This is a genomic window from Pseudomonas grandcourensis (genome assembly GCF_039909015.1).
Classification (GTDB): domain Bacteria; phylum Pseudomonadota; class Gammaproteobacteria; order Pseudomonadales; family Pseudomonadaceae; genus Aquipseudomonas; species Aquipseudomonas grandcourensis.
This window is the reverse complement of the sequence record NZ_CP150919.1, coordinates 6,228,478-6,250,595: the sequence shown is the minus strand read 5'-3', so window position 1 is coordinate 6,250,595 and position 22,118 is coordinate 6,228,478. Positions and strand designations below refer to the sequence as shown.

At 60.1% G+C, this 22,118-nt stretch carries 17 protein-coding genes; 10 read left to right on the top strand and 7 right to left on the bottom strand.

All coding sequences use genetic code 11. The features are described from left to right. The first annotated feature begins 19 nt into the window (after positions 1-19). Complete coding sequence (locus tag AABM52_RS28150; protein ID WP_347909480.1) at positions 20-481, top strand: response regulator; 462 nt, start codon at positions 20-22, stop codon at positions 479-481. A gap of 106 nt (positions 482-587) precedes the next feature. On the opposite strand, the gene AABM52_RS28145 is transcribed toward AABM52_RS28150, so the two are convergent. Beyond that, entirely contained in the window at positions 588-2,765 is a 2,178-nt protein-coding gene (locus AABM52_RS28145; RefSeq protein ID WP_347909479.1) for a malate synthase G, read from the bottom strand. Between the two features lie 545 nt (positions 2,766-3,310). On the opposite strand from AABM52_RS28145, the gene AABM52_RS28140 reads away from it, so the two are divergent. Continuing rightward, a complete protein-coding gene (locus AABM52_RS28140; RefSeq protein ID WP_347909478.1) occupies positions 3,311-3,829 on the top strand; it encodes a glycine cleavage system protein R in 519 nt (172 codons plus the stop codon). A 215-nt stretch (positions 3,830-4,044) separates the two neighbouring features. Here AABM52_RS28140 and rarD read toward each other — a convergent pair whose 3' ends face one another. From rarD to AABM52_RS28115, 5 genes are all read right to left on the bottom strand, one after another. After that, entirely contained in the window at positions 4,045-4,932 is an 888-nt protein-coding gene (gene rarD / locus AABM52_RS28135; RefSeq protein ID WP_347909477.1) for an EamA family transporter RarD, read from the bottom strand. Positions 4,933-5,090: 158 nt separating this feature from the next. Next, positions 5,091-6,065: a serine/threonine protein kinase gene (locus tag AABM52_RS28130; protein ID WP_046039418.1), complete on the bottom strand. Its 975-nt coding sequence runs from the start codon at positions 6,063-6,065 to the stop codon at positions 5,091-5,093. A gap of 166 nt (positions 6,066-6,231) precedes the next feature. Beyond that, a complete protein-coding gene (locus AABM52_RS28125) occupies positions 6,232-8,133 on the bottom strand; it encodes a PhoX family phosphatase (RefSeq protein WP_347909475.1) in 1,902 nt (633 codons plus the stop codon). Between the two features lie 67 nt (positions 8,134-8,200). Beyond that, positions 8,201-8,965 carry a TOBE domain-containing protein gene (locus AABM52_RS28120; protein WP_347909473.1) on the bottom strand — a complete coding sequence of 255 codons (765 nt, stop codon included), beginning with the start codon at positions 8,963-8,965 and terminating at the stop codon, positions 8,201-8,203. Between the two features lie 63 nt (positions 8,966-9,028). Further along, positions 9,029-9,769 carry a ComF family protein gene (locus AABM52_RS28115; protein ID WP_347909472.1) on the bottom strand — a complete coding sequence of 247 codons (741 nt, stop codon included), beginning with the start codon at positions 9,767-9,769 and terminating at the stop codon, positions 9,029-9,031. 93 nt (positions 9,770-9,862) lie between these two features. Between AABM52_RS28115 and bioB the strand changes: the two genes are divergently transcribed. The 7 genes from bioB to AABM52_RS28080 all read left to right on the top strand — a co-directional run bounded on the left by bioB (position 9,863) and on the right by AABM52_RS28080 (position 16,981). After that, positions 9,863-10,918 (top strand): biotin synthase BioB, encoded by a 1,056-nt coding sequence (bioB, locus tag AABM52_RS28110; RefSeq protein WP_095944924.1) that lies wholly within the window; start codon positions 9,863-9,865, stop codon positions 10,916-10,918. A 174-nt stretch (positions 10,919-11,092) separates the two neighbouring features. Continuing rightward, positions 11,093-12,271, top strand: coding sequence for an 8-amino-7-oxononanoate synthase (bioF, locus tag AABM52_RS28105; RefSeq protein WP_347909470.1), 1,179 nt, complete (start codon positions 11,093-11,095; stop codon positions 12,269-12,271). Beyond that, positions 12,264-12,995 (top strand): alpha/beta fold hydrolase, encoded by a 732-nt coding sequence (locus AABM52_RS28100; RefSeq protein ID WP_347909468.1) that lies wholly within the window; start codon positions 12,264-12,266, stop codon positions 12,993-12,995. Before bioF ends, AABM52_RS28100 begins: the two co-directional genes overlap by 8 nt. Next, the gene (gene bioC / locus AABM52_RS28095) at positions 12,988-13,800 is read left to right on the top strand and encodes a malonyl-ACP O-methyltransferase BioC (protein WP_347909467.1); all 813 of its coding nucleotides are present in this window, start codon (positions 12,988-12,990) and stop codon (positions 13,798-13,800) included. The genes AABM52_RS28100 and bioC overlap by 8 nt, the downstream gene beginning before the upstream one ends. Then, positions 13,797-14,477, top strand: a complete 681-nt coding sequence (gene bioD, locus AABM52_RS28090) for a dethiobiotin synthase (protein ID WP_154861025.1) — start codon at positions 13,797-13,799, stop codon at positions 14,475-14,477. The genes bioC and bioD overlap by 4 nt, the downstream gene beginning before the upstream one ends. A gap of 123 nt (positions 14,478-14,600) precedes the next feature. Beyond that, positions 14,601-14,897, top strand: a complete 297-nt coding sequence (locus AABM52_RS28085; RefSeq protein ID WP_347909466.1) for a pyrroloquinoline quinone biosynthesis protein PqqE — start codon at positions 14,601-14,603, stop codon at positions 14,895-14,897. Positions 14,898-15,175: 278 nt separating this feature from the next. Next, positions 15,176-16,981, top strand: a complete 1,806-nt coding sequence (locus tag AABM52_RS28080) for a phenylacyl-CoA dehydrogenase (protein WP_095944826.1) — start codon at positions 15,176-15,178, stop codon at positions 16,979-16,981. A gap of 79 nt (positions 16,982-17,060) precedes the next feature. Here AABM52_RS28080 and AABM52_RS28075 read toward each other — a convergent pair whose 3' ends face one another. Then, positions 17,061-18,836 (bottom strand): hypothetical protein, encoded by a 1,776-nt coding sequence (locus AABM52_RS28075; RefSeq protein ID WP_347909465.1) that lies wholly within the window; start codon positions 18,834-18,836, stop codon positions 17,061-17,063. 1,130 nt (positions 18,837-19,966) lie between these two features. Between AABM52_RS28075 and AABM52_RS28070 the strand changes: the two genes are divergently transcribed. Beyond that, positions 19,967-22,102: a cytochrome c peroxidase gene (locus AABM52_RS28070; protein WP_347909464.1), complete on the top strand. Its 2,136-nt coding sequence runs from the start codon at positions 19,967-19,969 to the stop codon at positions 22,100-22,102. Positions 22,103-22,118: the final 16 nt, after the last annotated feature.

The window sequence follows — 22,118 nt, the reverse complement described above, 5'->3', positions numbered from 1 at the left end:
TGAACATATAGGGAATGCCATGTCCGACCACGATATTTTGAGCGACGCCGAGCGCGAAGCGCTGAGTGCCGTCATGCTGGAACCTGACCTGCCGCCGCAACGGGTGCTGATCGTCGATGACGATAAAGACGCCCGGGACCTGCTGTCAGAGATCCTCGCGTTGGACGGTATCCGCTGCCTGACCGCGGCCAGTGGCGAAGCGGCGCTCAAGATGCTGGTGACCGAGGCGGAGATCAAAAAGCCCACGATCGGTTTACTGATTACCGACTTGCGAATGAGCCACATTGACGGTCTGGAACTGATTCGTCAGGTACGCGAATCGGTCAGGGCGGCATTGCCGATCATCATTGTCTCGGGTGACGCCGACGTGAAGGATGCGATTGCCGCGATGCATATGAGCGTGGTGGATTTTCTGCTCAAGCCGATTGATGCCGGCAATCTGCTGGAGTTGGTCAAGCGTGAGCTTGGGATGAAGCCTTAGTCCAAGCCTGTCAGCCCTGAACTGCCTTTGTGGGAGCGAGCAGCCCACAAAGAAAAAGCCCTGATCTTTCGATCAGGGCTTTTTCATGTCCGGCGCAGGCGCTCAGTTACAGGCCATTGGCAGCCTTGAACTCGCGACGACGACGGTGCAGAACCGGCTCGGTGTAGCCGTTCGGCTGCTTCGTGCCTTCAACCACCAGTTCGACCGCCGCCTGGAAGGCGATGTTGCTGTCGAAGTTGGGGGCCAGCGGACGGTACAGCGCGTCGCCGGCGTTCTGCCGGTCAACCACCGGCGCCATGCGCTTGAGGCTTTCCATCACTTGCTCTTCGCTGACGATGCCGTGACGCAGCCAGTTGGCGATGTGCTGGCTGGAAATACGCAGCGTGGCACGGTCTTCCATCAGGCCGACGTCGTTGATGTCCGGCACTTTCGAACAGCCGACGCCCTGGTCGATCCAGCGCACCACATAACCGAGAATGCCCTGGGAGTTGTTGTCCAGTTCGTTCTTGATCTGTTCGGCGGTCCACTGCGGGTTCACCGCCAGCGGGATGGTCAGGATGTCGTCTACCGAAGCATGGGCACGTTTGGCCAGTTCAGCCTGACGGGCAAACACGTCAACCTTGTGGTAATGCAGCACGTGCAGCGCAGCAGCGGTCGGTGATGGTACCCAGGCGGTGTTGGCACCGGCCATCGGGTGAGCGATTTTCTGTTCGAGCATCGCAGCCATCAGGTCAGGCATGGCCCACATGCCTTTGCCGATCTGTGCGCGACCTTGCAGGCCGGTGCTCAGACCGATATCGACGTTGGAGTTCTCGTAGGCACCGATCCATTTTTCCGCCTTCATGTCCGCCTTGCGCACCATCGGGCCGGCTTCCATGGAGGTGTGGATTTCGTCGCCCGTACGGTCGAGGAAACCGGTGTTGATGAACACCACGCGCTCGCTCGCCGCCTTGATACAGGCCTTGAGGTTGATCGTGGTACGACGCTCCTCGTCCATGATCCCGACTTTGAGGGTGTTGCGCGGCAGGCCCAGCACGTCTTCGATGCGACCGAACAGCTCGTTGGTGAACGCCGCTTCTTCCGGGCCGTGCATCTTCGGCTTGACGATGTAGATCGAGCCGGTGCGGGTGTTTTTGCGCGAGGTATTGCCGTTCAGGTTGTGCATCGATGCCAGGCAAGTCACCAGGCCATCGAGAATGCCTTCCGGCACTTCGTTACCGTCTTTGTCCAGAATTGCATCGATGGTCATCAGGTGACCAACGTTACGCACGAACAGCAACGAACGGCCGTGCAGGCTCAGTTCACTGCCATCGACAGCGGTGTAGGTGCGGTCGGCGTTCATGGTGCGGGTAAAGGTCTGACCGCCCTTGGCGACTTCTTCCGACAGATCGCCCTTCATCAGGCCGAGCCAGTTGCGGTAGATCACCACTTTGTCATCGGCATCGACAGCGGCGACGGAGTCTTCGCAGTCCATGATGGTGGTCAGCGCGGCTTCCATCAGGATGTCTTTGACGCCGGCCGCGTCGGTCTGGCCGACCGGGGTGCTGGCGTCGACCTGGATTTCGAAATGCAGGCCGTTGTTTTTCAGCAGGATCGCGGTCGGTGCAGCGGCATCGCCCTGGAAGCCGATCAGTTGTGCGTCGTTGCGCAGGCCGGTGTTGCTGCCGCCTTTAAGGGCGACCACCAGTTTGCCGTCGACGATCTTGTAGCCAGTGGAATCGACGTGGGAGCCGGCCGCCAAAGGCGCCGCTTCGTCGAGGAAGGCGCGGGCGAAAGCGATGACTTTGTCACCGCGCACCTTGTTGTAGCCTTTGCCTTTTTCCGCGCCGTCGGCTTCGCTGATGGCGTCGGTGCCGTAGAGCGCATCGTACAGCGAGCCCCAGCGGGCGTTCGAGGCGTTGAGCGCGAAGCGGGCGTTCATGACAGGCACCACGAGCTGTGGACCGGCCATGCGGGCGATTTCTTCATCGACGTTTTGCGTCGTTGCCTGGAAATCGGCCGCTTCTGGCAGCAGATAACCGATGTCTTGCAGGAAGGCTTTATAGGCCACGGCGTCGTGCGCCTGACCGGCACGTACCTGGTGCCAGCCATCGATACGAGCCTGGAAATCATCGCGTTTGGCGAGTAGGGCTTTGTTCTTCGGCGCCAGGTCATGGATGACCTTGTCGGCACCGGCCCAGAACTTATCGGCGGTGAGGCCGGTACCGGGAATGGCTTCGTTGTTCACGAAGTCGAACAGGACTTTGGCGACCTGCAGGCCACCGACTTGAACGTGTTCAGTCATTGCTTGCCTCACTCTGCTCAGCTATTTCGCTTTTCAGCTCTTCAATTTAACAATGAAGCCTTTGGCCATTTAAACCACAAACCCCTCTACCAGTACATGCCCATGACAGGCGGCTGGGTTGGGACCAATCAACGGCTTGGGGCCTTGCTGACAGGGCTTTCAGGGTTGCGAACGTGCCTGCGGCAGACATCGATCCAACGTTATGTAGTGCGCGCTGCGGCATACTACATGATGAATTGCGGTTGTGAAAATTAGACTAATTACGTCGTTCTGCGACCCCATGACGCATTGCGGTCACGTCGGGGAGCGTGATGTTCTCAAAAAACCATTGGATTGTTCCAGTTAAATATCAAAAGTTGTACACGATTTGTTTTCCATTTCGATCGGCGGCGACTTCATTCGCGAGCAGGCTCGCTCCCACAAAGGCCCGCGCAACCCTTGTGGGAGCGAGCCTGCTCGCGAAGACGCCTGACCTGTCGGCGCAGGTCCAACCCTTGCCTATACTTGGTTCTCTATAACAAAAGTCATGACAAGAGGGCTGCGCCATGGACCACCTCGTACTCACTGTTTTTGCTCCGGACAAGCCAGGACAAGTCGAGCGCATTGCCCAATGCATTGCCGAGCACGGCGGTAACTGGCTGGAAAGCCGCATGTCGCGCATGGCGGGACAGTTCGCCGGGATTCTTCGAGTGGGGGTGCCGGCCGAGGCCTACGACGAATTGGTCGATGCATTGCAGGGCTTGTCCGCCCATGGCATTCGCGTGTTGATCGCTGAAAGCGGTATCGAACAATCCTGCACCTGGAAACCGATCGCCATGGAACTGGTGGGCAATGATCGCCCGGGGATCGTGCGTGACATCACGCGCTTGTTGAGCGAGCAGGGGGTGAATCTGGAACGGCTGGTCACCGAAGTGCGCCCGGCACCGATGAGCAGCGAGCCGTTGTTCCATGCCGAGGCGATTCTTGCGGTCCCGCTGACACTGTCGCTGGACGTACTGCAATCGCGCCTGGAAACCCTGGCTGACGACCTGATGGTCGAATTGGTGCTGCGCAGTGAACCCTGATCAGGTTATCCAAGTTAAACGTGCACCGGCCTGTGGATAACCTGTAGAGACACCCCGCCAGGCCACGCCGACCGGGGCTCTTCAGGTTCTGATCAAAAAACCAGCAGTTTCAGATACTTGCGCACAAACGGCGGGGATCACGCTGTGGATAACCTTGGGAAGGAATGATGCAGGCCACGGGAGACGTGGCCTGTAGGGTTTTGTGCGTTTTTTGATCAGCTGCGGCGGCGCAAACTTATCCACGCATCGATGCTGTAAACCGCCAGACCGGCCCAGATAAACATGAACGCTACCAGGGTGCTGGACGACAGGTGCTCGCCAAACAGCAGGACCGCTTGCAGCAGAACCAGGGTTGGCGCCAGGTACTGAAGAAACCCCAGTGTCGTGTAGGGCAAATGCCGTGCGGCAGCGTTGAAGCAGACCAGCGGCACCAGGGTGATCGGGCCGGCGGCGACCAACCACCAAGCCTGGGAGGTGGTCCAGAATTCGGCCTGGGCACTGCTGGCCGTCGGATTGAGCAGTAACCAGCCGAGGGCAATCGGTACCAGCATCCAGGTTTCCACCACCAGCCCCGGCAGCGCCTTAACCGGCGCCTGCTTGCGAATCAGGCCATAGATACCGAAGGTCAGTGCCAGCACCAGCGACACCCACGGCAGGCTGCCGACTTGCCAGACCTGTTGCGCCACACCCACAGCCGCCAGACCGACGGCAATCCATTGCATGCGCCGCAGCCGTTCGCCGAGGATCAGCATGCCCAGCAACACGTTCACCAAGGGATTGATGTAGTAACCGAGGCTGGCCTCCAGCATGCGTCCGTTGTTCACCGACCAGACGTAGGTCAGCCAGTTGGCCGCGATCAGCGCACCGCTCAAAGCCAGGATCGCCAGCCGTCGCGGGTTTTCCCGCAGCTCGCGCCACCAGCCCGGGTGCTTCCAGACCATCAGCAACAAGGCGCCGAACAGTGCCGACCAAAGCACCCGGTGGATGATGATTTCCACGGCGGGCACGCTGGCGATGGCTTTGAAGTAGAGGGGGAAAAGCCCCCAGATGATGTAGGCACTCAGGCCTAGAATGTACCCGCGACGCGGGTTGGCGGCTTGCATGCAAAGTCCTTGCTTAGGCAGCTAACAAAGAGGCGATTGTAAGGTGGTTGTATAGATGTGTCGTGTCAGAAAAAAGTTCGCAGCCTGCGGCAGCTCCTACAGAGAAAACATATTCGCCCTGTAGGAGCTGCCGAAGGCTGCGATCTTTTGATTTTCGATTAAAACAGCTTCAACGGTTCTTCATTGAGCGCTGCCAACTGCTCGCGCAATGCCAACACCTGATCCCCCCAATAACGCTCGGTGCCAAACCAAGGGAAACTGCGGGGGAACGCCGGGTCTTCCCAGCGGCGGGCGAGCCAGGCGCTGTAGTGCATCAGGCGCAAGGCGCGCAGCGGTTCGATCAAGGCGAGTTCACGGGGATCGAAATCGTGGAATTCGTTGTAGCCGTCCATCAGTTCCGACAACTGGCTCAGGCAATCCTGACGATCGCCGGCGAGCATCATCCAGATGTCCTGCACCGCCGGGCCCATGCGGCAGTCGTCGAGGTCGACGATATGGAACATCTCGTCGCGGCACATCATGTTGCCGGGGTGGCAGTCACCGTGCATGCGGATGTTCTGGTGCGGCGTGTTGCTGTAGGCATCTTCCACACGCTTGAGCAGATCGCGGGCCACTGATTCGTAGGCCGGTAGCAGGCTGCGGGGGATGAAGTTGCCGTCGAGCAACGTGGCCAGCGAGTCATGGCCGAAGTTCTTTACCGCCAGCGCTTCACGGTGCTCGAACGGCCGGGTCGAGCCGACCGCATGCAGGCGCCCAAGCAACTGGCCCAGGCGATACAGTTGGTCGAGGTTGCCCGGCTCCGGCGCGCGGCCGCCACGGCGGGGGAACAGGGTGAAACGGAATCCGTTGTGTTCGTGCAGGGTTTCACCGTTGTGGATCAACGGCGCCACGACCGGCACCTCGCAGTCGGCGAGTTCGGCGGTGAACTGGTGCTCTTCCAGAATCGCTTCGTTGGTCCAGCGTTGCGGCCGGTAGAACTTGGCGATCAGCGGCTCGGCGTCTTCGATACCGACCTGATAGACGCGGTTCTCGTAGCTGTTGAGCGCCAGGATGCGCGCGTCGCTGAGAAAGCCGATGCTTTCAACGGCGTCGAGCACGAGGTCTGGTGTGAGGGTTTCAAACGGGTGGGCCATGCTGACTCCTGCGCGCAGCAGGCTGCTGCGTCCGGCCAGGCATGGTAGCGCAGACGGCGGGGCTTGAGGTGAGTGTTGTCCTTGCTGACGCCATCGCGAGCAGGCTCGCTCCCACAAGGACTACATGATTCCCTGTGGGAGCGAGCCTGCTCGCGATGAAGGTCTGTCAGGCGCCGACGATCCCGCCATCTTCCCGCGAAATGGCCATCACCGAAGACCGCGGCTTGCCGTTAGGCAGGTGCTCGGGGAAGGTCGAGCCGCCGTTTTCACCCGGATGCTGAATCCCGACAAACAGGGTTTTCTGGTCCGGCGAGAAGCTGATCCCCGTCACTTCACAACCTACCGGGCCAACCATGAAGCGGCGAATCTCGCCGGTTACCGGGTCGGCACAGAGCATCTGGTTGTTGCCCATGCCGGCAAAGTCTCCGGCGTTGCTCGAATCGCCGTCGGTGAGAATCCACAAGCGTCCGGCCTTGTCGAAGCCCAGGCCGTCCGGGCTGTTGAACATGTTCAGCGGCGTGATGTTCGACGATCCGCCTTTTGGTGTGCCAGCGTGAACACCCGGATTACCGGCGACGACGAACAGGTCCCAGGCAAAAGTTTTCGAGCCGTGATCGTCATGCTCGGTGCGCCAGCGCAGGATCTGCCCGTAGACGTTCTTCTCGCGGGGGTTCGGCCCGCCCACCGGTTGCCCGTCTTCGCCGCGTTTGGCGTTGTTGGTCAGCGTGCAGTAGACCTGACCATCCTTGGGGCTGACCACGATCCATTCCGGGCGGTCCATGCGTGTGGCTTTCACCACACTGGCGGCAAGACGGGCGTGGATCAGCACTTCGGCCTGATCGGCAAAGCCGCTGCTGGCGTCGATGCCGTTTTTGCCATGGGTCAGTTCGATCCATTCACCTTGGCCTTTCGGGTGATCGACGTTGCCGTCGCCTGCATCGAATCGCGCCACGTACAGGGTGCCGTGGTCGAGAATGTCGCGGTTGGCCTTGGGGTTCTTGTGGTCGATCTTGTCGCGGCTGACGAATTTGTAGATGAACTCCCCCCGCTCATCGTCGCCCATGTACACCACGGCATGACCTTCGCCGGTTTCGGCCAGGGCGGCGTTTTCGTGTTTGAAGCGCCCCAGGGCCGTGCGTTTGACCGGCGTCGATTTCGGATCGAACGGATCGATCTCCACCACCCAGCCATGACGGTTGAGTTCGTTGGGGTTCTTCGCCATGTCGAAGCGCTCGTCGTGCGGGTGCCAGTTGATCTCTTTGCTGGTGGCCACCACGCCGTAGCGTTTCTGCGCCGGGTCGAATTTCTGCTCGGCGTTGCTGCTGCCGAAGCAGTCGGTGAAGTTCTCTTCACAGGTCAGGTAGGTGCCCCACGGCGTCTTGCCATTGGCGCAGTTCTGGAACGTGCCCAGGACGTTCTTGCCGTGTGGATCGGCACTGGTTTTGAGCAGGGCATGTCCGGCGGCCGGGCCGCTCAGGGTGATGGGTGCGTTGCCGTGAATGCGGCGGTTGTAGCGCGAGCCCTGGACGAAATGCCATTGGCCGTTCTTGCGCTGCACTTCAATCACCGACACGCCTTCACAGGCCAGCGCCTTGCGCACTTCTTCCGCCGATTGCGGCATGCCGCCGTGGGCGTAGAGGTAGCGGTAGTTGGTGTATTCGTTGTTGATCGCCATCAGCGCCCGGTCTTTTTCGCCCGGAAATTCGAACAGGCTCATGCCGTCGTTGTTGTCGCCGAACTGGAGTTCCTGATGTTCGGCGCTGCCGTTGCCGCTCGGGTCGAACGCCGGACCGTCCTTGTGCAGAGGCTGGCCCCAGCTGATCAACACCGAGGACTTGTAGCCCGGTGGCAGGGTGATGGCGTCGCTGGTGGCAGCGGCAATGCTGTCGAAACCCAGCAACTGGCTGTTACCGGCGCTGACACTGGCGGCCATCACGCTGCGGCTCAGCAGGTTGCCACCGAGGAACATCGCAGCGCCGCACAGGGCACCCGCGCTGATGAAGCCACGACGGCTGAGGCCGACCATGGTTTCGAGGTCGGTGGACTGGTTTTCTTCTAATAGGCTCATTTCAGGCTCCCTGCGGATTTTGCAGACACCTTAATGGTGAGTAATGAACCTTTTGTTGCAGTTTTGCTTATAGCGGCGTGCCCAGCAGAACCCTGGACGGCGAAAACTCCACGCGCACCGGTTTACCGCCCGTCAGCGCCAATGCTTGCAGAAGCTTCGGCTCGGCCAGGGCGCATAGCGTCAAGCCGTTGGGCAGGGTGATGCGCACTTCGCTGGGACCATCGTCGGCGTCGAGGATTTTTTCGATGATGCCGCTGAGGCAATTGTTTCCAGGCGTTTCAGCTGAATCGATTGCCAGCACATCGAGCCAGCCAGCCTTTATCAAGGCCACGACTTCGGTGCCGATTTGCAGTTCCAGGCGCTCGGTGCTGTCGTGGGTGATTTGCGCATCGACGATCAAGCCTTCCGCGACTTCAAGGCGAATCAGGTCGTTGCGCCCCTGAGGTTCGATCGCTACCACCTTGCCGTGCAACTGATTGCGCGCGCTGGTGCGCAGCATCAGGCGCCCGAGCAGATCCAGATCGCTCGCGTCTTCAGCGGCTTCCAGCACCTGGGCCTGCAAGGCTTGCAGCTTCTGGTACAGGCGCAACACCCGCTCACCTTCGATGGACAGGCGGGCACCGCCGCCGCCCTTGCCACCGACTATCCGCTCCACCAGCGGCTTCTGTGCCAGGTTGTTCAGCTCATCGATTGCATCCCAGGCGGCCTTGTAGCTCAGGCCCGCGCTTTTGGCCGCGCGGGTGATCGAGCCTTGTTCGGCGATGTGCTGCAGCAGAGCGATGCGCTGCGGACGGCGGACAATGTGCTGGGACAGCAAGGTTGGCAAAGACATGACAAGTCGCTTTGGGTGGTGACGATGGTGAGGACGTTGGCCGCTTGGACCGCGCGAGTCAAGTCAGGGCGTCTCGCCGGGTTTGGGCGTGCGGGCCAGGCAATAGACGTCGACCCTCGCCGCACCGGCGTCCATCAGCAGGCGAGCCAGAGCCTGGGCCGTGGCACCGGTGGTCACTACGTCGTCGACCAAGGCCAGGTGCTGGCCTTTGACGATGGCGCCGGCAGCCAGGGAGAAAGCGTTGCGCAGGTTCTTTCGGCGGTCTTGGGCGTTCAAGGCCTGTTGGGCGTCCGTGTCCTGAGTGCGCAGCAGCAACCGTTCGTCGCAAGGTATATCGAGACTCGCACTCAACCACTGAGCCAGCATCGCCGCCTGATTGAACCCGCGCTGGCGCAGGCGCCGGGTGGCCAGCGGCACCGGGATCAGAGCATGGGGTCGAAGCAGATCGTCTTCGAAGCGATGTTGCAGGTATTGAGCAAGAAGTTCGCCGAGCAGGCGACCAAACGGCCACTTGGCGTTGTGTTTGAAGCGGGTGATCAGGCTGTCCACCGGAAAGCAGTAGGTCCAGGGCGCAATCACCTGTTCGAAGGCCGGTGGCAGCTTCAGGCAATGGCCGCAGGTCAGGCCCGGGGCCGGCAGCGGCAGGGCGCAGGTGATGCAATGGTCGCCGAGCCAGGGCAACTCGATTTCGCAGGCCGTGCAGACAGGAGGGATGCCGTCGGCCGTTTCATCGCACAAAAGGCATGATTGTTTGTTTTTTAACCAGATGTAAACCGGTCCTTCGTATCGTGGTTGACAGCGCATCGCTCTTCCTTAAATATGCCGAAACATCTGTGAAGCGACTGTGACATTCCATTAGCCAGCCGCCTGCCAAAGCATAATTCAAAGGAAACGCCCATGAGCGCCAGCACCACTGCAACCCTGCGTCATGACTGGACTTTGGCCGAAGTCAAAGCGCTCTTCGTTCAGCCATTCAATGACCTGTTGTTCCAGGCGCAGACGGTGCACCGTGCGCATTTCGACGCCAACCGCGTCCAGGTGTCGACCCTGCTGTCGATCAAAACCGGCGCCTGCCCGGAAGATTGCAAATATTGTCCGCAGTCCGGTCACTACAACACCGGCCTGGAAAAAGAAAAACTGATGGAAGTGCAGAAGGTCCTCGAAGAGGCCGCTCGCGCCAAGGCCATCGGTTCGACCCGTTTCTGCATGGGCGCGGCGTGGAAGCATCCGTCGGCCAAGGACATGCCTTATGTTCTGAAGATGGTCGAAGGCGTGAAAGCCCTGGGCCTGGAAACCTGCATGACCCTCGGTCGCCTGGATCAGGATCAGACCGAAGCGCTGGCCAAGGCCGGCCTCGACTACTACAACCACAACCTCGATACGTCGCCGGAGTTCTACGGCAGCATCATCACCACCCGCACCTACAGCGAGCGCCTGCAAACCCTGGCGTATGTACGTGAGTCGGGGATGAAGATCTGTTCCGGCGGCATTCTCGGCATGGGCGAGTCGCTGGACGACCGCGCCAACCTGCTCATCCAGCTGGCTAACCTGCCGGAGCATCCGGAGTCGGTGCCGATCAACATGCTGGTGAAAGTCGCCGGTACACCGCTGGAAAATGCTGACGACGTCGACCCGTTCGACTTCATCCGCATGCTCGCCGTCGCGCGCATTCTGATGCCGCAATCCCACGTGCGCCTGTCCGCCGGCCGCGAAGCCATGAACGAGCAGATGCAGGCCCTGGCGTTCTTCGCTGGCGCCAACTCGATTTTCTACGGCGAAAAACTGCTGACCACCGCCAACCCGCAGGCCGACAAGGACATGCAACTGTTCTCGCGTCTGGGCATCCTGCCGGAAGCCCGCGAAGAGCACGCCGATGAAGTGCATCAGGCCGCTATCGAGCAGGCGCTGGTGGAGCAGAAGAGCAGCGAGCAGTTCTATAACGCGGCGGTTTGAGTCTTCCTCCGACTCCTCTGATTGGAATGCAAAACACTGTGGGAGCGAGCTTGCTCGCGATTGCGTCAGGTCTGTCGACATCAATGTTGAATGTGACGCCGTCATCGCGAGCAAGCTCGCTCCCACAGGGATCGCATTCACTTTGATTTCTGTGATCTGAACGTCGAGGCCTGCATGTCTTTCGATCTCGCCGCACGCCTTGCCGCCCGTCGTGCCGAAAACCTCTACCGCCAGCGCCCGCTGCTCGAAAGCCCGCAGGGGCCGCAAGTGGTGGTCGATGGCCAGCCGTTGCTGGCGTTCTGTAACAACGACTACCTGGGCCTGGCCAACCACCCGCAAGTGATCGAAGCCTGGCGTGCCGGCGCTTCAAAGTGGGGTGTGGGCGGAGGGGCATCACATCTGGTCATTGGCCATAGCTCACCGCACCATGCCCTGGAAGAAGCGTTGGCCGACCTGACCGGTCGCCCGCGCGCGTTGCTGTTCACCACTGGCTACATGGCCAACCTCGGTGCGGTCACGGCGCTGGTGGGGCAGGGTGATACGGTGCTCGAAGACCGTCTCAATCATGCATCGCTGCTCGACGCGGGGCTGTTGTCCGGCGCGCGGTTCAATCGCTACCTGCACAACGACCCGGTGAGCCTGGCCAAGCGCCTGGAAAAAGCCACCGGCAATACGCTGGTGGTCACCGACGGCGTGTTCAGCATGGACGGTGATATCGCCGACTTGCCAGCGCTGGCCCGAGAGGCCAAAGCCAAAGGCGCCTGGTTGATGGTCGACGATGCCCATGGTTTTGGACCGCTGGGTGCCAACGGTGGCGGCATCGTCGAGCATTTTGGCTTGAGTCAGGATGACGTTCCGGTGCTGGTCGGCACCCTCGGCAAGGCGTTCGGTACGGCGGGTGCCTTTGTCGCTGGCAGCGAAGAGTTGATCGAAAGCCTGATCCAGTTCGCCCGCCCCTACATCTACACCACCAGCCAGCCTCCCGCGCTGGCCTGCGCCACGTTGAAAAGCCTGGAACTGCTACGCAGCGAACACTGGCGTCGCGAGCATTTGCAGACGCTGATCCGCCAGTTTCGCGAAGGTGCCGAGCAGATTGGCCTGGAACTCATGGACAGCTTCACGCCGATCCAGCCGATCATGATCGGTGACGCGGGGCGTGCGGTGCGTCTTTCGCAGATGCTGCGCGAGCGCGGGTTGATGGTGACCGCTATTCGTCCGCCGACCGTACCCGCCGGCAGCGCCCGGCTGCGGGTCACGCTGACGGCGGCCCACAGCGAAGCCCAGGTACAGCTATTGTTAAATGGACTGGCCGATTGTTTTCAGCAACTGAAGCTGGAGCCAAGCCATGCGTGATCGCCTGATTCTGCTGCCTGGCTGGGGGCTTGGCGTTTCACCGCTGGAGCCTCTGGCGGCGGCCTTGCGCGGTTTGGATGAGCACCTGCGCGTCGAGATCGAGCCGTTGCCGGAGCTGGCGTCGAGCGATCTTGAAGAGTGGCTCGATGAGCTTGATTCGACTTTGCCGCAAGACGCCTGGCTAGGCGGTTGGTCATTGGGCGGCATGCTCGCTTGCGAGCTGGCGGCCCGGCGTGGCGATCGCTGCTGTGGTGTGTTCACCCTGGCCAGCAACGCTTCTTTTGTCGCCCATGATCAATGGGCAAGCGCCATGTCCGGGGAAACCTTCGATGCGTTTCTGGCGGGATGTGCAGCCGATCCGCGCGCGACCTTGAAACGCTTTTCACTGCTCTGTGCCCAAGGCGCCGAAGACCCGCGCGGGCTGTCGCGGTTGTTGCTCGGCGGCGCCCCGAATACCGCCGCGCCAGTGCTGCTCAGTGGTCTGCAAGTGCTCGCGCAACTGGATACACGACAGGCACTGCAAGCGTTCCGTGGCCCGCAACTGCATCTGTTCGCCGGCCTCGACGGGCTGGTGCCGGTGGAAGCGGCGGGCGAGTTGTTGGCATTGCTGCCGGATGTCGAAATCGGTCTGATTGAACAGGCCAGCCACGCGTTTCTTCTGGAAGATCCCCACGGTGTGGCGGGGGCGATCCAGGCCTTTTTGCATGAGTCCGGCGATGACTGATTTATCCCTTCCCAACCTGCCCGGCGCCTTGCCTGACAAGCGCCAGGTAGCAGCATCATTCTCCCGCGCGGCGGCCAGCTACGACAGCGTGGCCGAGTTGCAGCGTGATGTGGGCAGACAATTGCTCGGGCGTTTGCCGCAGAACTTCGTACCGCAGCGCTGGCTGGACCTGGGCTGTGGCACCGGGCACTTCAGTCGTGCCCTGGATGAGCAATTTCCGGGCAGCCATGGTGTTGCGCTGGACATCGCCGAAGGCATGCTCAACCACGCCCGGCCATTGGGCGGTGCCACGCACTTCGTGGCCGGCGATGCCGAGCGATTGCCACTGCAGGATTCGACCTGCGACCTGGTCTTCTCCAGCCTGGCGGTGCAGTGGTGCGCGGACTTCGACTCGGTGCTCAGTGAAGCCTTTCGAGTGCTGAAACCGGGTGGCATTTTCGCGTTTGCTAGTCTGTGTGTAGGGACGTTGTTTGAATTGCGTGACAGCTGGCGCGAAGTCGATGGCATGGTGCACGTCAATCGCTTCCGGGAGTTTGGTGTTTATCAGCAGTTGTGTGCGGCCAGTGGGTTACGTGTCGTCAGTCTGCAAAACGAATCGCACGTGCTGCATTACCCGGATGTGCGCAGCCTGACCCATGAACTCAAGGCGTTGGGTGCGCACAATCTCAATCCCGGGCGGCCGGGTGGCTTGACCGGCCGGGCGCGGATTCTGGGTCTGATCGAGGCTTACGAACAGTTTCGTCAGGACCAGGGACTGCCGGCGACTTATCAAGTGGTGTACGCCGTTTTGGAGAAACCCTTATGAGCGCAGCCTATTTCATCGCCGGCACAGATACCGATGTCGGTAAAACCACGGTCGCTGCCGGGTTGCTGCATGCGGCGCGTTCGGCGGGATTGAGCACGGCGGCGGGCAAGCCGGTCGCGTCCGGTTGCGATGTGACGCCCAAAGGCTTGCGCAATGCCGATGCGCTGGCCTTGCTGGCCGAGTGTTCGCTGCCGCTGACCTATGCACAGGTCAATCCGATGGCCTTCGAACCGGCCATTGCCCCGCATCTGGCGGCGCGAGAGGCGGGCGTGGCGCTGACTGTGCAGTCGTTGCTGGCGCCGATGCGGCAGATCCTGGGCATGCAGGCGGACTTCACCCTGATCGAAGGCGCTGGCGGCTGGCGTGTACCCTTGGCGGATCAGGACAATCTGTCGGACCTGGCCATCGCATTGAAGCTGCCGGTGATCCTGGTGGTCGGCGTACGCCTGGGGTGTATAAGCCATGCCTTGTTGACCGCCGAAGCGATTGCCCGGGACGGTTTGCAACTGGCGGGCTGGGTGGCCAATATCATCGACCCCAAGACCTCGCGGCTGGAAGAAAACCTGGCTACCCTTGCCGAACGCCTCCCGGCGCCGTGCCTGGGGCGTGTGCCTAAACTCAAGGCCGTTACGGCCGAGGCAGTGGCCGAGCACTTGCAACTGGACCTGTTGGACTGAGGTTTGTAGCATGTGGGCTTTGCCTATGACAAGGCACTGTGCCATTAGTGTTTTTGACGGGTGTTTTGTCGGCCACTCTGCTTCAATGGCCGCTGTTGATCCTTTGAAAGGACGAGTTCTCCCATGGAAATCTCAGGAAGTACCGCTTTTTATGCCGGTCTGAGCACTCTTCAGACAGGGCAGAACCGTGTCGATCAAGCCGCCGGGCAGATCGCCAACACGACGATCGAGCGTTCGGTCACCAGCCAGTCCTCCGAGGCACAGGTCGATCGTCTGCGATCGGTTGATCGCAGCCGGCAATCGGACCTGGCCAGCAACGTGGTCGACATGGCCCAAGGCAAGATTCAGGCGGAACTGGGCGTGAAAGTCGCCAAGGCAGCCGACGAAGTGCTCGGGACGTTGATCGATACCTACGCCTGATTCTTTAAAGAATTTGCATCCTCCAGCGCCGCGCCTGTTCGCGGCGTTTTTCTGCGTAAGTCTTTCTTGTTCAACTAATCTTTTCGGTGTGGCGGGCTGCTTCGCAAGCGCGGCTGCGTTGTCGCGTGCCCATGTGTCCAATCCAGCGATGACGAACGGCAAAAGATCGACGCTTGACAAGATTTGGGCGTAAACGTATGTTTCAAACAACTGTTTGATCGCAACAACAAATCAATGCGGTCGTTCATTCCCGGTTACATCAGCAGAGGTTTATCGCTATGCCTGACTACAAGGCCCCCTTGCGTGATATTCGCTTCGTTCGTGACGAGCTGCTCGGCTACGAAGCGCACTATCAGAGCCTTCCGGCTTGTGCCGACGCAACTCCGGACATGGTTGACGCCATTCTTGAGGAAGGCGCCAAGTTTTGTGAGCAGGTACTGGCTCCGCTGAACCGCGTGGGCGACCTCGAAGGCTGCACCTGGAGCGAGTCCGGCGTTAAGACCCCGACCGGCTTCAAGGAAGCCTACAAGCAATTCGTCGAAGGTGGCTGGCCGAGCCTGGCTCACGACGTAGAGCACGGTGGCCAAGGCCTGCCGGAGTCCCTGGGTCTGGCCATCAGCGAAATGGTTGGCGAGTCCAACTGGTCGTGGGGCATGTACCCAGGCCTGTCGCACGGTGCGATGAACACCATCTCCGAGCACGGTACCCCTGAGCAGCAAGAGGCTTACCTGACCAAGCTGGTTTCCGGCGAGTGGACCGGCACCATGTGCCTGACCGAGCCGCACTGCGGCACCGACCTTGGCATGTTGCGCACCAAGGCCGAGCCTCAGGCCGACGGTTCCTACAAGGTTTCCGGCACCAAGATCTTCATCTCGGCCGGTGAACACGACATGGCCGACAACATCGTCCACATCGTACTGGCCCGCCTGCCGGATGCACCGGCTGGCACCAAAGGCATCTCCCTGTTCATCGTGCCGAAGTTCATGCCGAACGCCGATGGTTCGGTTGGCGCGCGTAACGCCGTGTCCTGTGGTTCCCTGGAACACAAGATGGGCATCCACGGCAACGCCACCTGCGTGATGAACTTCGACGGCGCCACCGGTTTCCTGATCGGCCCGGCGAACAAAGGCCTGAACTGCATGTTCACCTTCATGAACACCGCACGCCTGGGTACCGCGCTGCAAGGCCTGGCCCACGCTGAAGTCGGTTTCCAGGGCGGCCTGAAATACGCTCGCGACCGTCTGCAAATGCGCTCGCTGACTGGCCCGAAAGCGCCGGACAAAGCCGCTGACCCGATCATCGTGCACCCTGATGTACGTCGCATGCTGTTGACCATGAAGGCATTCGCCGAAGGCAACCGTGCGATGGTTTACTTCACCGCCAAGCAGGTCGACATCGTCAAGTACGGCGTGGACGAAGAAGAGAAGAAGAAAGCTGACGCACTGTTGGCGTTCATGACGCCAATCGCCAAAGCCTTCATGACCGAAGTCGGTTTTGAATCGGCCAACCACGGCGTGCAGATCTACGGCGGCCACGGCTTCATCGCCGAGTGGGGCATGGAGCAGAACGTCCGCGACAGCCGCATCTCGATGCTGTACGAAGGCACCACCGGTATCCAGGCACTCGACCTGCTGGGCCGTAAAGTGCTGATGACCCAGGGCGAGGCTCTGAAGGGCTTCACCAAGATCGTCCACAAGTTCTGCCAGACCAACGAAGGCAACGAAGCGGTTCAAGAGTTCGTCGCACCGCTGGCTGCACTGAACAAGGAATGGGGCGAGCTGACCATGAAGGTCGGCATGGCCGCCATGAAAGATCGCGAAGAAGTCGGCGCGGCCTCCGTGGACTACCTGATGTACTCCGGTTACGCCTGCCTGGCCTACTTCTGGGCTGACATGGCGCGTCTGGCTGCCGAGAAACTGGCTGCCGGCACTTCCGAAGAGGCGTTCTACACCGCCAAGCTGCAGACTGCGCGTTTCTACTTCCAACGCATCCTGCCGCGTACCCGCACTCACGTCGTAACCATGCTGTCGGGCGCCAACAACCTGATGGACATGAAAGAAGAGAACTTCGACCTGGGCTACTAAGCCCTAACGCAGTCCTTCAAAAGAAACCGCCGCTTCCTCCGGGAGCGGCGGTTTTTTTTGCGCGGTGGTCAGGCCTTGCTCACCATGGCGTTGGAGCCAGAGGGCCGACGCCAGTCGGGGTGCTCACGCCTTCTCCGTTACGTATGAACGGCAGGTGCCAGAAGTCGTTCGGGACAACAGGATCGCCAGGCTTGACGCCTTCCGGAAAGATGAACTCGAACACCGGCGCCACATACTGTCCGGCAATCAGTCCATTGGCGACGGTCAGCCTGCCCGCATTCAGGATGCAACTGTCCACGCCGGCCTGGGACAAGCTTTGCTGTGGAACGCAAAGTGACCGCGCAACGACGCGCAAGGTACGTGTCGGCTGGCTAAGTAGCCCTGTGGGCGCTTTGGTCGCGCGTAATCTGGCGCGTTGTGGCTGAGGACCCGTGTTCTGTGTGGTAATACCACCTGTGGCTCCCAGGCAACCGGCCGCAAGGCCCAGCGCAGGGTTGCACTCACCCGTCATCTCATAGGGTGTCGCCCAGCGATTGGTTTGCACGCCTGTCGATGGATTGACATCGATCAGATAGATGTCGACCGGGGTCTTGATGTCGGTGGTGGAGGCTTCAAGGAAAATCCGGTCCTGCGTCTCCTGGGCGACTCCGTTGATGGCCGTTGCTGCCGGGTCGGCCGTACCGATGCCAAATGCCCCGATAGCCAGGTAGCTGGGTTGCGAACCAGGCTGAGTGTAGATCCCGACATTCGCCTCGATCGTGTGTGCCGAGATGAAGTCCGGGAGGCCCGTTGTTGTTGACTTGAACAGAGTACCGGACCAACTGATGAAGTCGCCGACTTCGAAGGGGGCCTGTTGTGTCGGGTCGGGGTCCGTCGCCGTGCGTGTAGCATCGCTGAATCTCTTCATGACGTACTGGCTGCAATAGACCTGCCCCAAGGCTGGAACCGAGAGCTCTCCACTGGCCGGAGGCGTGACGCCGGCCTGGCTGAAGTTGCGGCAGTTGTTGGTCGTGGTCGGGGTGACCACTTTTGGCCGGTTTTTCTGTGGGCAGAGCGTATCGTCCCCGGAAATCGTGCGTGGCACGCACATCGGGTAACCGGTGGCGGCATGGATGGTCGGGTTGGCATCATCGACGGAGAACCGTGGGTCGGGGCTTTGGGCACGGCCAAAACGTCCAGTCGGATCGTTTATCTGAATGATCGTGGGTTGCGTCGGGTTCCCGCTGTCAACTTCGAGGTTGCCGTTGGTGTAGTCGATCCGGGTGATGACACCGCTGCCCGCATTGAGTGATTGCTGGGAGACAAAGATCAGCCCGGCAATTTGCTTGTTGGAGACAGTATTACCTACCACATGGATCTCGAACGAGGGGTAGACTGCCGGTGATTTTCCGAGCGCCAGCGTTCCACCCCTGACAAAGTCGGCCCAGGTCAGGGTATTGGCCGGCATCTGCAGAACGGTGTTGCAAGGGACAACAATCGTGACGCCGTTCAACTGGACGGTCCCCCCAAAGCGGCCCGGGTCGCTGGTATTGGGGCAATTCGCATTGGTGGTGTCCAGGGTCATGTTTTGGATAAAACCGGTAACGTCAAACCCATGAATCGCAGTCGGGTTTGTAAAAACCGGATCGGGTAGTGTGGGTGTCGTGAACGGCGAAGGCAAACCCGGGGGCTTGGCAGTCCCGCCGCCGCCGCCACCGCCAGCTCCGTTTTTGGCAAATGCATCTCCACCACCACCAATGGCCAGTGCGACAGCGACGGCACTGGCGAGCAGAGCATGGCGACTGAAGATGCCGTTGAATCGTTTGTGAGGACGCAGCGGTATGGCGAGCGTTTTTTCGAACAAAGATAAGCTCATGGCTCACTCCAGAATCTTGCAGGACCAATTGTCGGCCGATCGAGTTCACGGATCTGCTGATGCGCTGAATCCTGCGCAAGAAAAACGCAATCCGTGAATGTCGAATTGGGGCTCGATCCGGCGGGATAGGTGCGTGTGTACTGTCGTCACTTGCCGTTCGGATGCTTTCACCTGCGTTGCGTTGGCCGGTTGCGGACGCAAACGCGAGAGACATTTCCTTGAGCCTGAGGGGCACATTGCAGTAGTCGTGCCTGATTGGTTCAGTCGCTTGTTAGCCAGCAAAAATACGGGCTGCGCTGATGTTGGCGGTATGTACATAGTTATATGTTGAGTGGTTAACTCCAAAGTGGGTGGGGATATATACCCAAGTTTGGAGTGTTGTAAGAAGTTTTAGTAAGTTTCCCCATTGGTGCTGATTGAGAAGTGTTGTCTGTTGAATACGACTAAGGTCGTAGGTGTTGTTAAATGCGACTAAGGTCGCATGTGTGCAGAAGAGCTGTTGAAGGGATTGATGAAAATATAGGCTTGTATTGGCGGTATGAATAAAAAGGCAATAGCTGGCGCAGTACATCTTGTGCACGAATGGGTTTTATATACTTGATGGCCGTTTCTATTGGCTGGCGTTGCAGTTTACAGGTGTTTTTTAAAGTTCTGCTTACACGGGGGAGTTTGAATTGGCAAATACCCTGCCAGCTTCAAGAAACGCAGCCTGGTGGCGTGAAGCCCTTTAAATACTGGCTTTGGAGGCTGTTGGTGTTCGCCTGGCGCGGGCTGTTTGGGGAAATACACCCAGTAATGGGGTGAAGTTTAACCAGAACTGAGGAATAGTGCGCAGTTTCTGTCGTTTGTAGGGTTTGTTGATTTGGCTTAAATGAAAATATAGAAAGTTTCATGTTGAGATGTTTTGTTGCAGCTAGAGTTGCATCAAGCACTACCCAGTGGTGCGAAATATGATCCTTTAAAAATGGCCCAGCCACGAGGGTGCTTTGCCAGTCAGGTCTCGCATTGCCCATGCAACTTCAAGTTGATGTGGTTGTTCGAGCGGACAGCAAGATTCATGGCGATGAACTCATCTCGCAACAGGGCAACCGCGGAGCCTGACTACTCCGTACTGAATCGGGAACGTCGTCATGTTTAAGTATTTGAGCCTCTTTAGAACCACCTGCTTGCCCCGTGCGATGGTGATGACACTCTTCGCCATGGGCCTGCCCGTCATGAGCGTTTGGGCCGCAGACCCGGTCGTTCCGGCCGTGCCGGACGTGCCCAGCCTGCAGTCACTGCGCGGCATGACGCCTCCCGACCCTTCAGGAACCGAAGGCGGGCGCAAAGTCGACCTGATGAGCGACTACGTGCTCAATCGCTCGGCGGCAGTGCTCCTGGGCAAGGCACTGTTCTGGGACATGGAGATCGGCAGTGACGGCTCCACTGCTTGCGCGTCCTGCCACTTCCACGCGGGTGTCGATCATCGCACCACCAACCAGATCAACCCGGGCCAGGCGAACACCAACGCGAACGTCTCGTCGATCTTCAACAAGCCGTTTACCGCGTCGGATATTCCGGGCGATGTGCCGAGCTACACCACCAGGTCCGGTGGCAAGGGCGGTCCGAACTACCAGCTGAAGAAAAGCGACTTCCCGACCCACGTGCTGGCCGATCCGCTGGATCGCAACTCGGCGATTGTCTATTCAAGCGATGATGTGATCGGCTCCCAAGGCGTGTTCGACGCCAACTTCGTCAAGCCCAAACAGTCGCGGTTCGACAAGTGCATTCAGCAACCAGACGGTATCTTCCAGGTGGGCGGTATCAATGTTCGCCGTAGCACCGGGCGTAACGCACCGACGGTGATCAACGCAGCGTTCAACGTGCGCAACTTCTGGGATGGCCGGGCCAACAACGTCTTCAACGGTTTCTCACCGTTCGGCAACCGCGACCCTGACGCCGGGATTTTCGTGACCAGCGATCGCAGTGGCGTGGCGACCAAAGTCAGGCTGATGCTCAAGGATGCTTCCGCCGCCTCGCAAGCGGTAGGGCCGCCCGGCAGCCCGGTGGAAATGTCCTGCGGCGGGCGTACCTTCGCCGACATCGGCCGGCGCATGCTCGACACCTCGATGCTCAAACAGCAACGGATCTCGTCAACCGACTCAGTACTCGGGCCGATGTCCAACGGCCGGCGGCCGACTTACCGTGAACTGATCAAGAACGCGTTCCAGCCGCGTTTGTGGAATGCCACGCAGCAGGTCTTGTTGGGCGACGCCCCCTACACCCAGATGGAGGCGAACTTCCCGCTGTTCTTCGGGCTGGCGATTCAGATGTATGAGTCCACGCTGATCTCGGACCAGGCGCCGCTGGATACCTATTTGCAGGGCGATCATACGGCCATGAACGACCAGCAGGTCCAGGGCATGAATCTGTTCCTGGGCAAAGGCAAGTGCGTCAGTTGCCACGGCGGAGCGGAACTGACCAACGCCGGCAGCCGCTTGCTGTTCCATCCTAGGGAACGGATCGAGCGGATGGTCATGGCCGACAACCTGACGACGCTCTATGACAACGGTTTCTACAACACCGGGGTGCGTCCGACCTCGGAAGACCTGGCGCTCGGCGGGTCGGATGCCTGGGGCAATCCGTTGTCTTTCACTCGCGAGTACAACACCGTACTCCAGGGCGGCCAGATCCCTGACCCACTGGAAGTTGATGTGTGCACCTTCGAAGTGCCTTTGAGCCCGGCCATCCCTTGTGATGCGACGCTCAAGCCCAATGTCGGTTTTCGCGATGCGGTCGATGGTGCCTTCAAGACACCGACCTTGCGCAATATCGCGTTGACCGGACCGTATTTCCACAACGGCAGTCGCGCAACGCTGCAACAGGTGATGGAGTTCTACAACCGCGGCGGCGACCGGCGTGGTGAAGATGCCAGCAACACCAGTGGCTTCGACCACCCGGCGGTCAACCAGCACAACGGTTCGAACCTCGATCCGGACATGACCCGGCTGAACCTCACCCCGGTTGAAGTGGATGCGCTGGTCAAGTTCATGCAAGTCGGGCTGACCGACCCTCGGGTCGCGTGGGAACGGGCGCCGTTTGACCATCCATCGCTGGTACTGCCACAGGGCGAAAAGGGTGATGAAAACTCGGTCGGGCAAAAACCGCCCAGCCCGAAGATCACTACCCGGCAGGCGCAGGACGCCGAAATCCAGCTCAAAGCGGTCGGTGCCGAAGGTCGCGCAGCGCTGGAAGGGCCGCTGCAACCGTTCAACAACGACTTGTAACAGGTTTGCCCTTGCG

What these genes read in the sequence shown, in the direction of transcription:
- AABM52_RS28150 (WP_347909480.1), top strand. Translation starts at nt 20, where the DNA reads ATGTCCGACCACGATATTTTGAGCGACGCCGAGCGCGAAGCGCTGAGT.
- AABM52_RS28145 (WP_347909479.1), bottom strand. Translation starts at nt 2,765, where the DNA reads ATGACTGAACACGTTCAAGTCGGTGGCCTGCAGGTCGCCAAAGTCCTG.
- AABM52_RS28140 (WP_347909478.1), top strand. Translation starts at nt 3,311, where the DNA reads ATGGACCACCTCGTACTCACTGTTTTTGCTCCGGACAAGCCAGGACAA.
- rarD (WP_347909477.1), bottom strand. Translation starts at nt 4,932, where the DNA reads ATGCAAGCCGCCAACCCGCGTCGCGGGTACATTCTAGGCCTGAGTGCC.
- AABM52_RS28130 (WP_046039418.1), bottom strand. Translation starts at nt 6,065, where the DNA reads ATGGCCCACCCGTTTGAAACCCTCACACCAGACCTCGTGCTCGACGCC.
- AABM52_RS28125 (WP_347909475.1), bottom strand. Translation starts at nt 8,133, where the DNA reads ATGAGCCTATTAGAAGAAAACCAGTCCACCGACCTCGAAACCATGGTC.
- AABM52_RS28120 (WP_347909473.1), bottom strand. Translation starts at nt 8,965, where the DNA reads ATGTCTTTGCCAACCTTGCTGTCCCAGCACATTGTCCGCCGTCCGCAG.
- AABM52_RS28115 (WP_347909472.1), bottom strand. Translation starts at nt 9,769, where the DNA reads ATGCGCTGTCAACCACGATACGAAGGACCGGTTTACATCTGGTTAAAA.
- bioB (WP_095944924.1), top strand. Translation starts at nt 9,863, where the DNA reads ATGAGCGCCAGCACCACTGCAACCCTGCGTCATGACTGGACTTTGGCC.
- bioF (WP_347909470.1), top strand. Translation starts at nt 11,093, where the DNA reads ATGTCTTTCGATCTCGCCGCACGCCTTGCCGCCCGTCGTGCCGAAAAC.
- AABM52_RS28100 (WP_347909468.1), top strand. Translation starts at nt 12,264, where the DNA reads ATGCGTGATCGCCTGATTCTGCTGCCTGGCTGGGGGCTTGGCGTTTCA.
- bioC (WP_347909467.1), top strand. Translation starts at nt 12,988, where the DNA reads ATGACTGATTTATCCCTTCCCAACCTGCCCGGCGCCTTGCCTGACAAG.
- bioD (WP_154861025.1), top strand. Translation starts at nt 13,797, where the DNA reads ATGAGCGCAGCCTATTTCATCGCCGGCACAGATACCGATGTCGGTAAA.
- AABM52_RS28085 (WP_347909466.1), top strand. Translation starts at nt 14,601, where the DNA reads ATGGAAATCTCAGGAAGTACCGCTTTTTATGCCGGTCTGAGCACTCTT.
- AABM52_RS28080 (WP_095944826.1), top strand. Translation starts at nt 15,176, where the DNA reads ATGCCTGACTACAAGGCCCCCTTGCGTGATATTCGCTTCGTTCGTGAC.
- AABM52_RS28075 (WP_347909465.1), bottom strand. Translation starts at nt 18,836, where the DNA reads ATGAGCTTATCTTTGTTCGAAAAAACGCTCGCCATACCGCTGCGTCCT.
- AABM52_RS28070 (WP_347909464.1), top strand. Translation starts at nt 19,967, where the DNA reads ATGTTTAAGTATTTGAGCCTCTTTAGAACCACCTGCTTGCCCCGTGCG.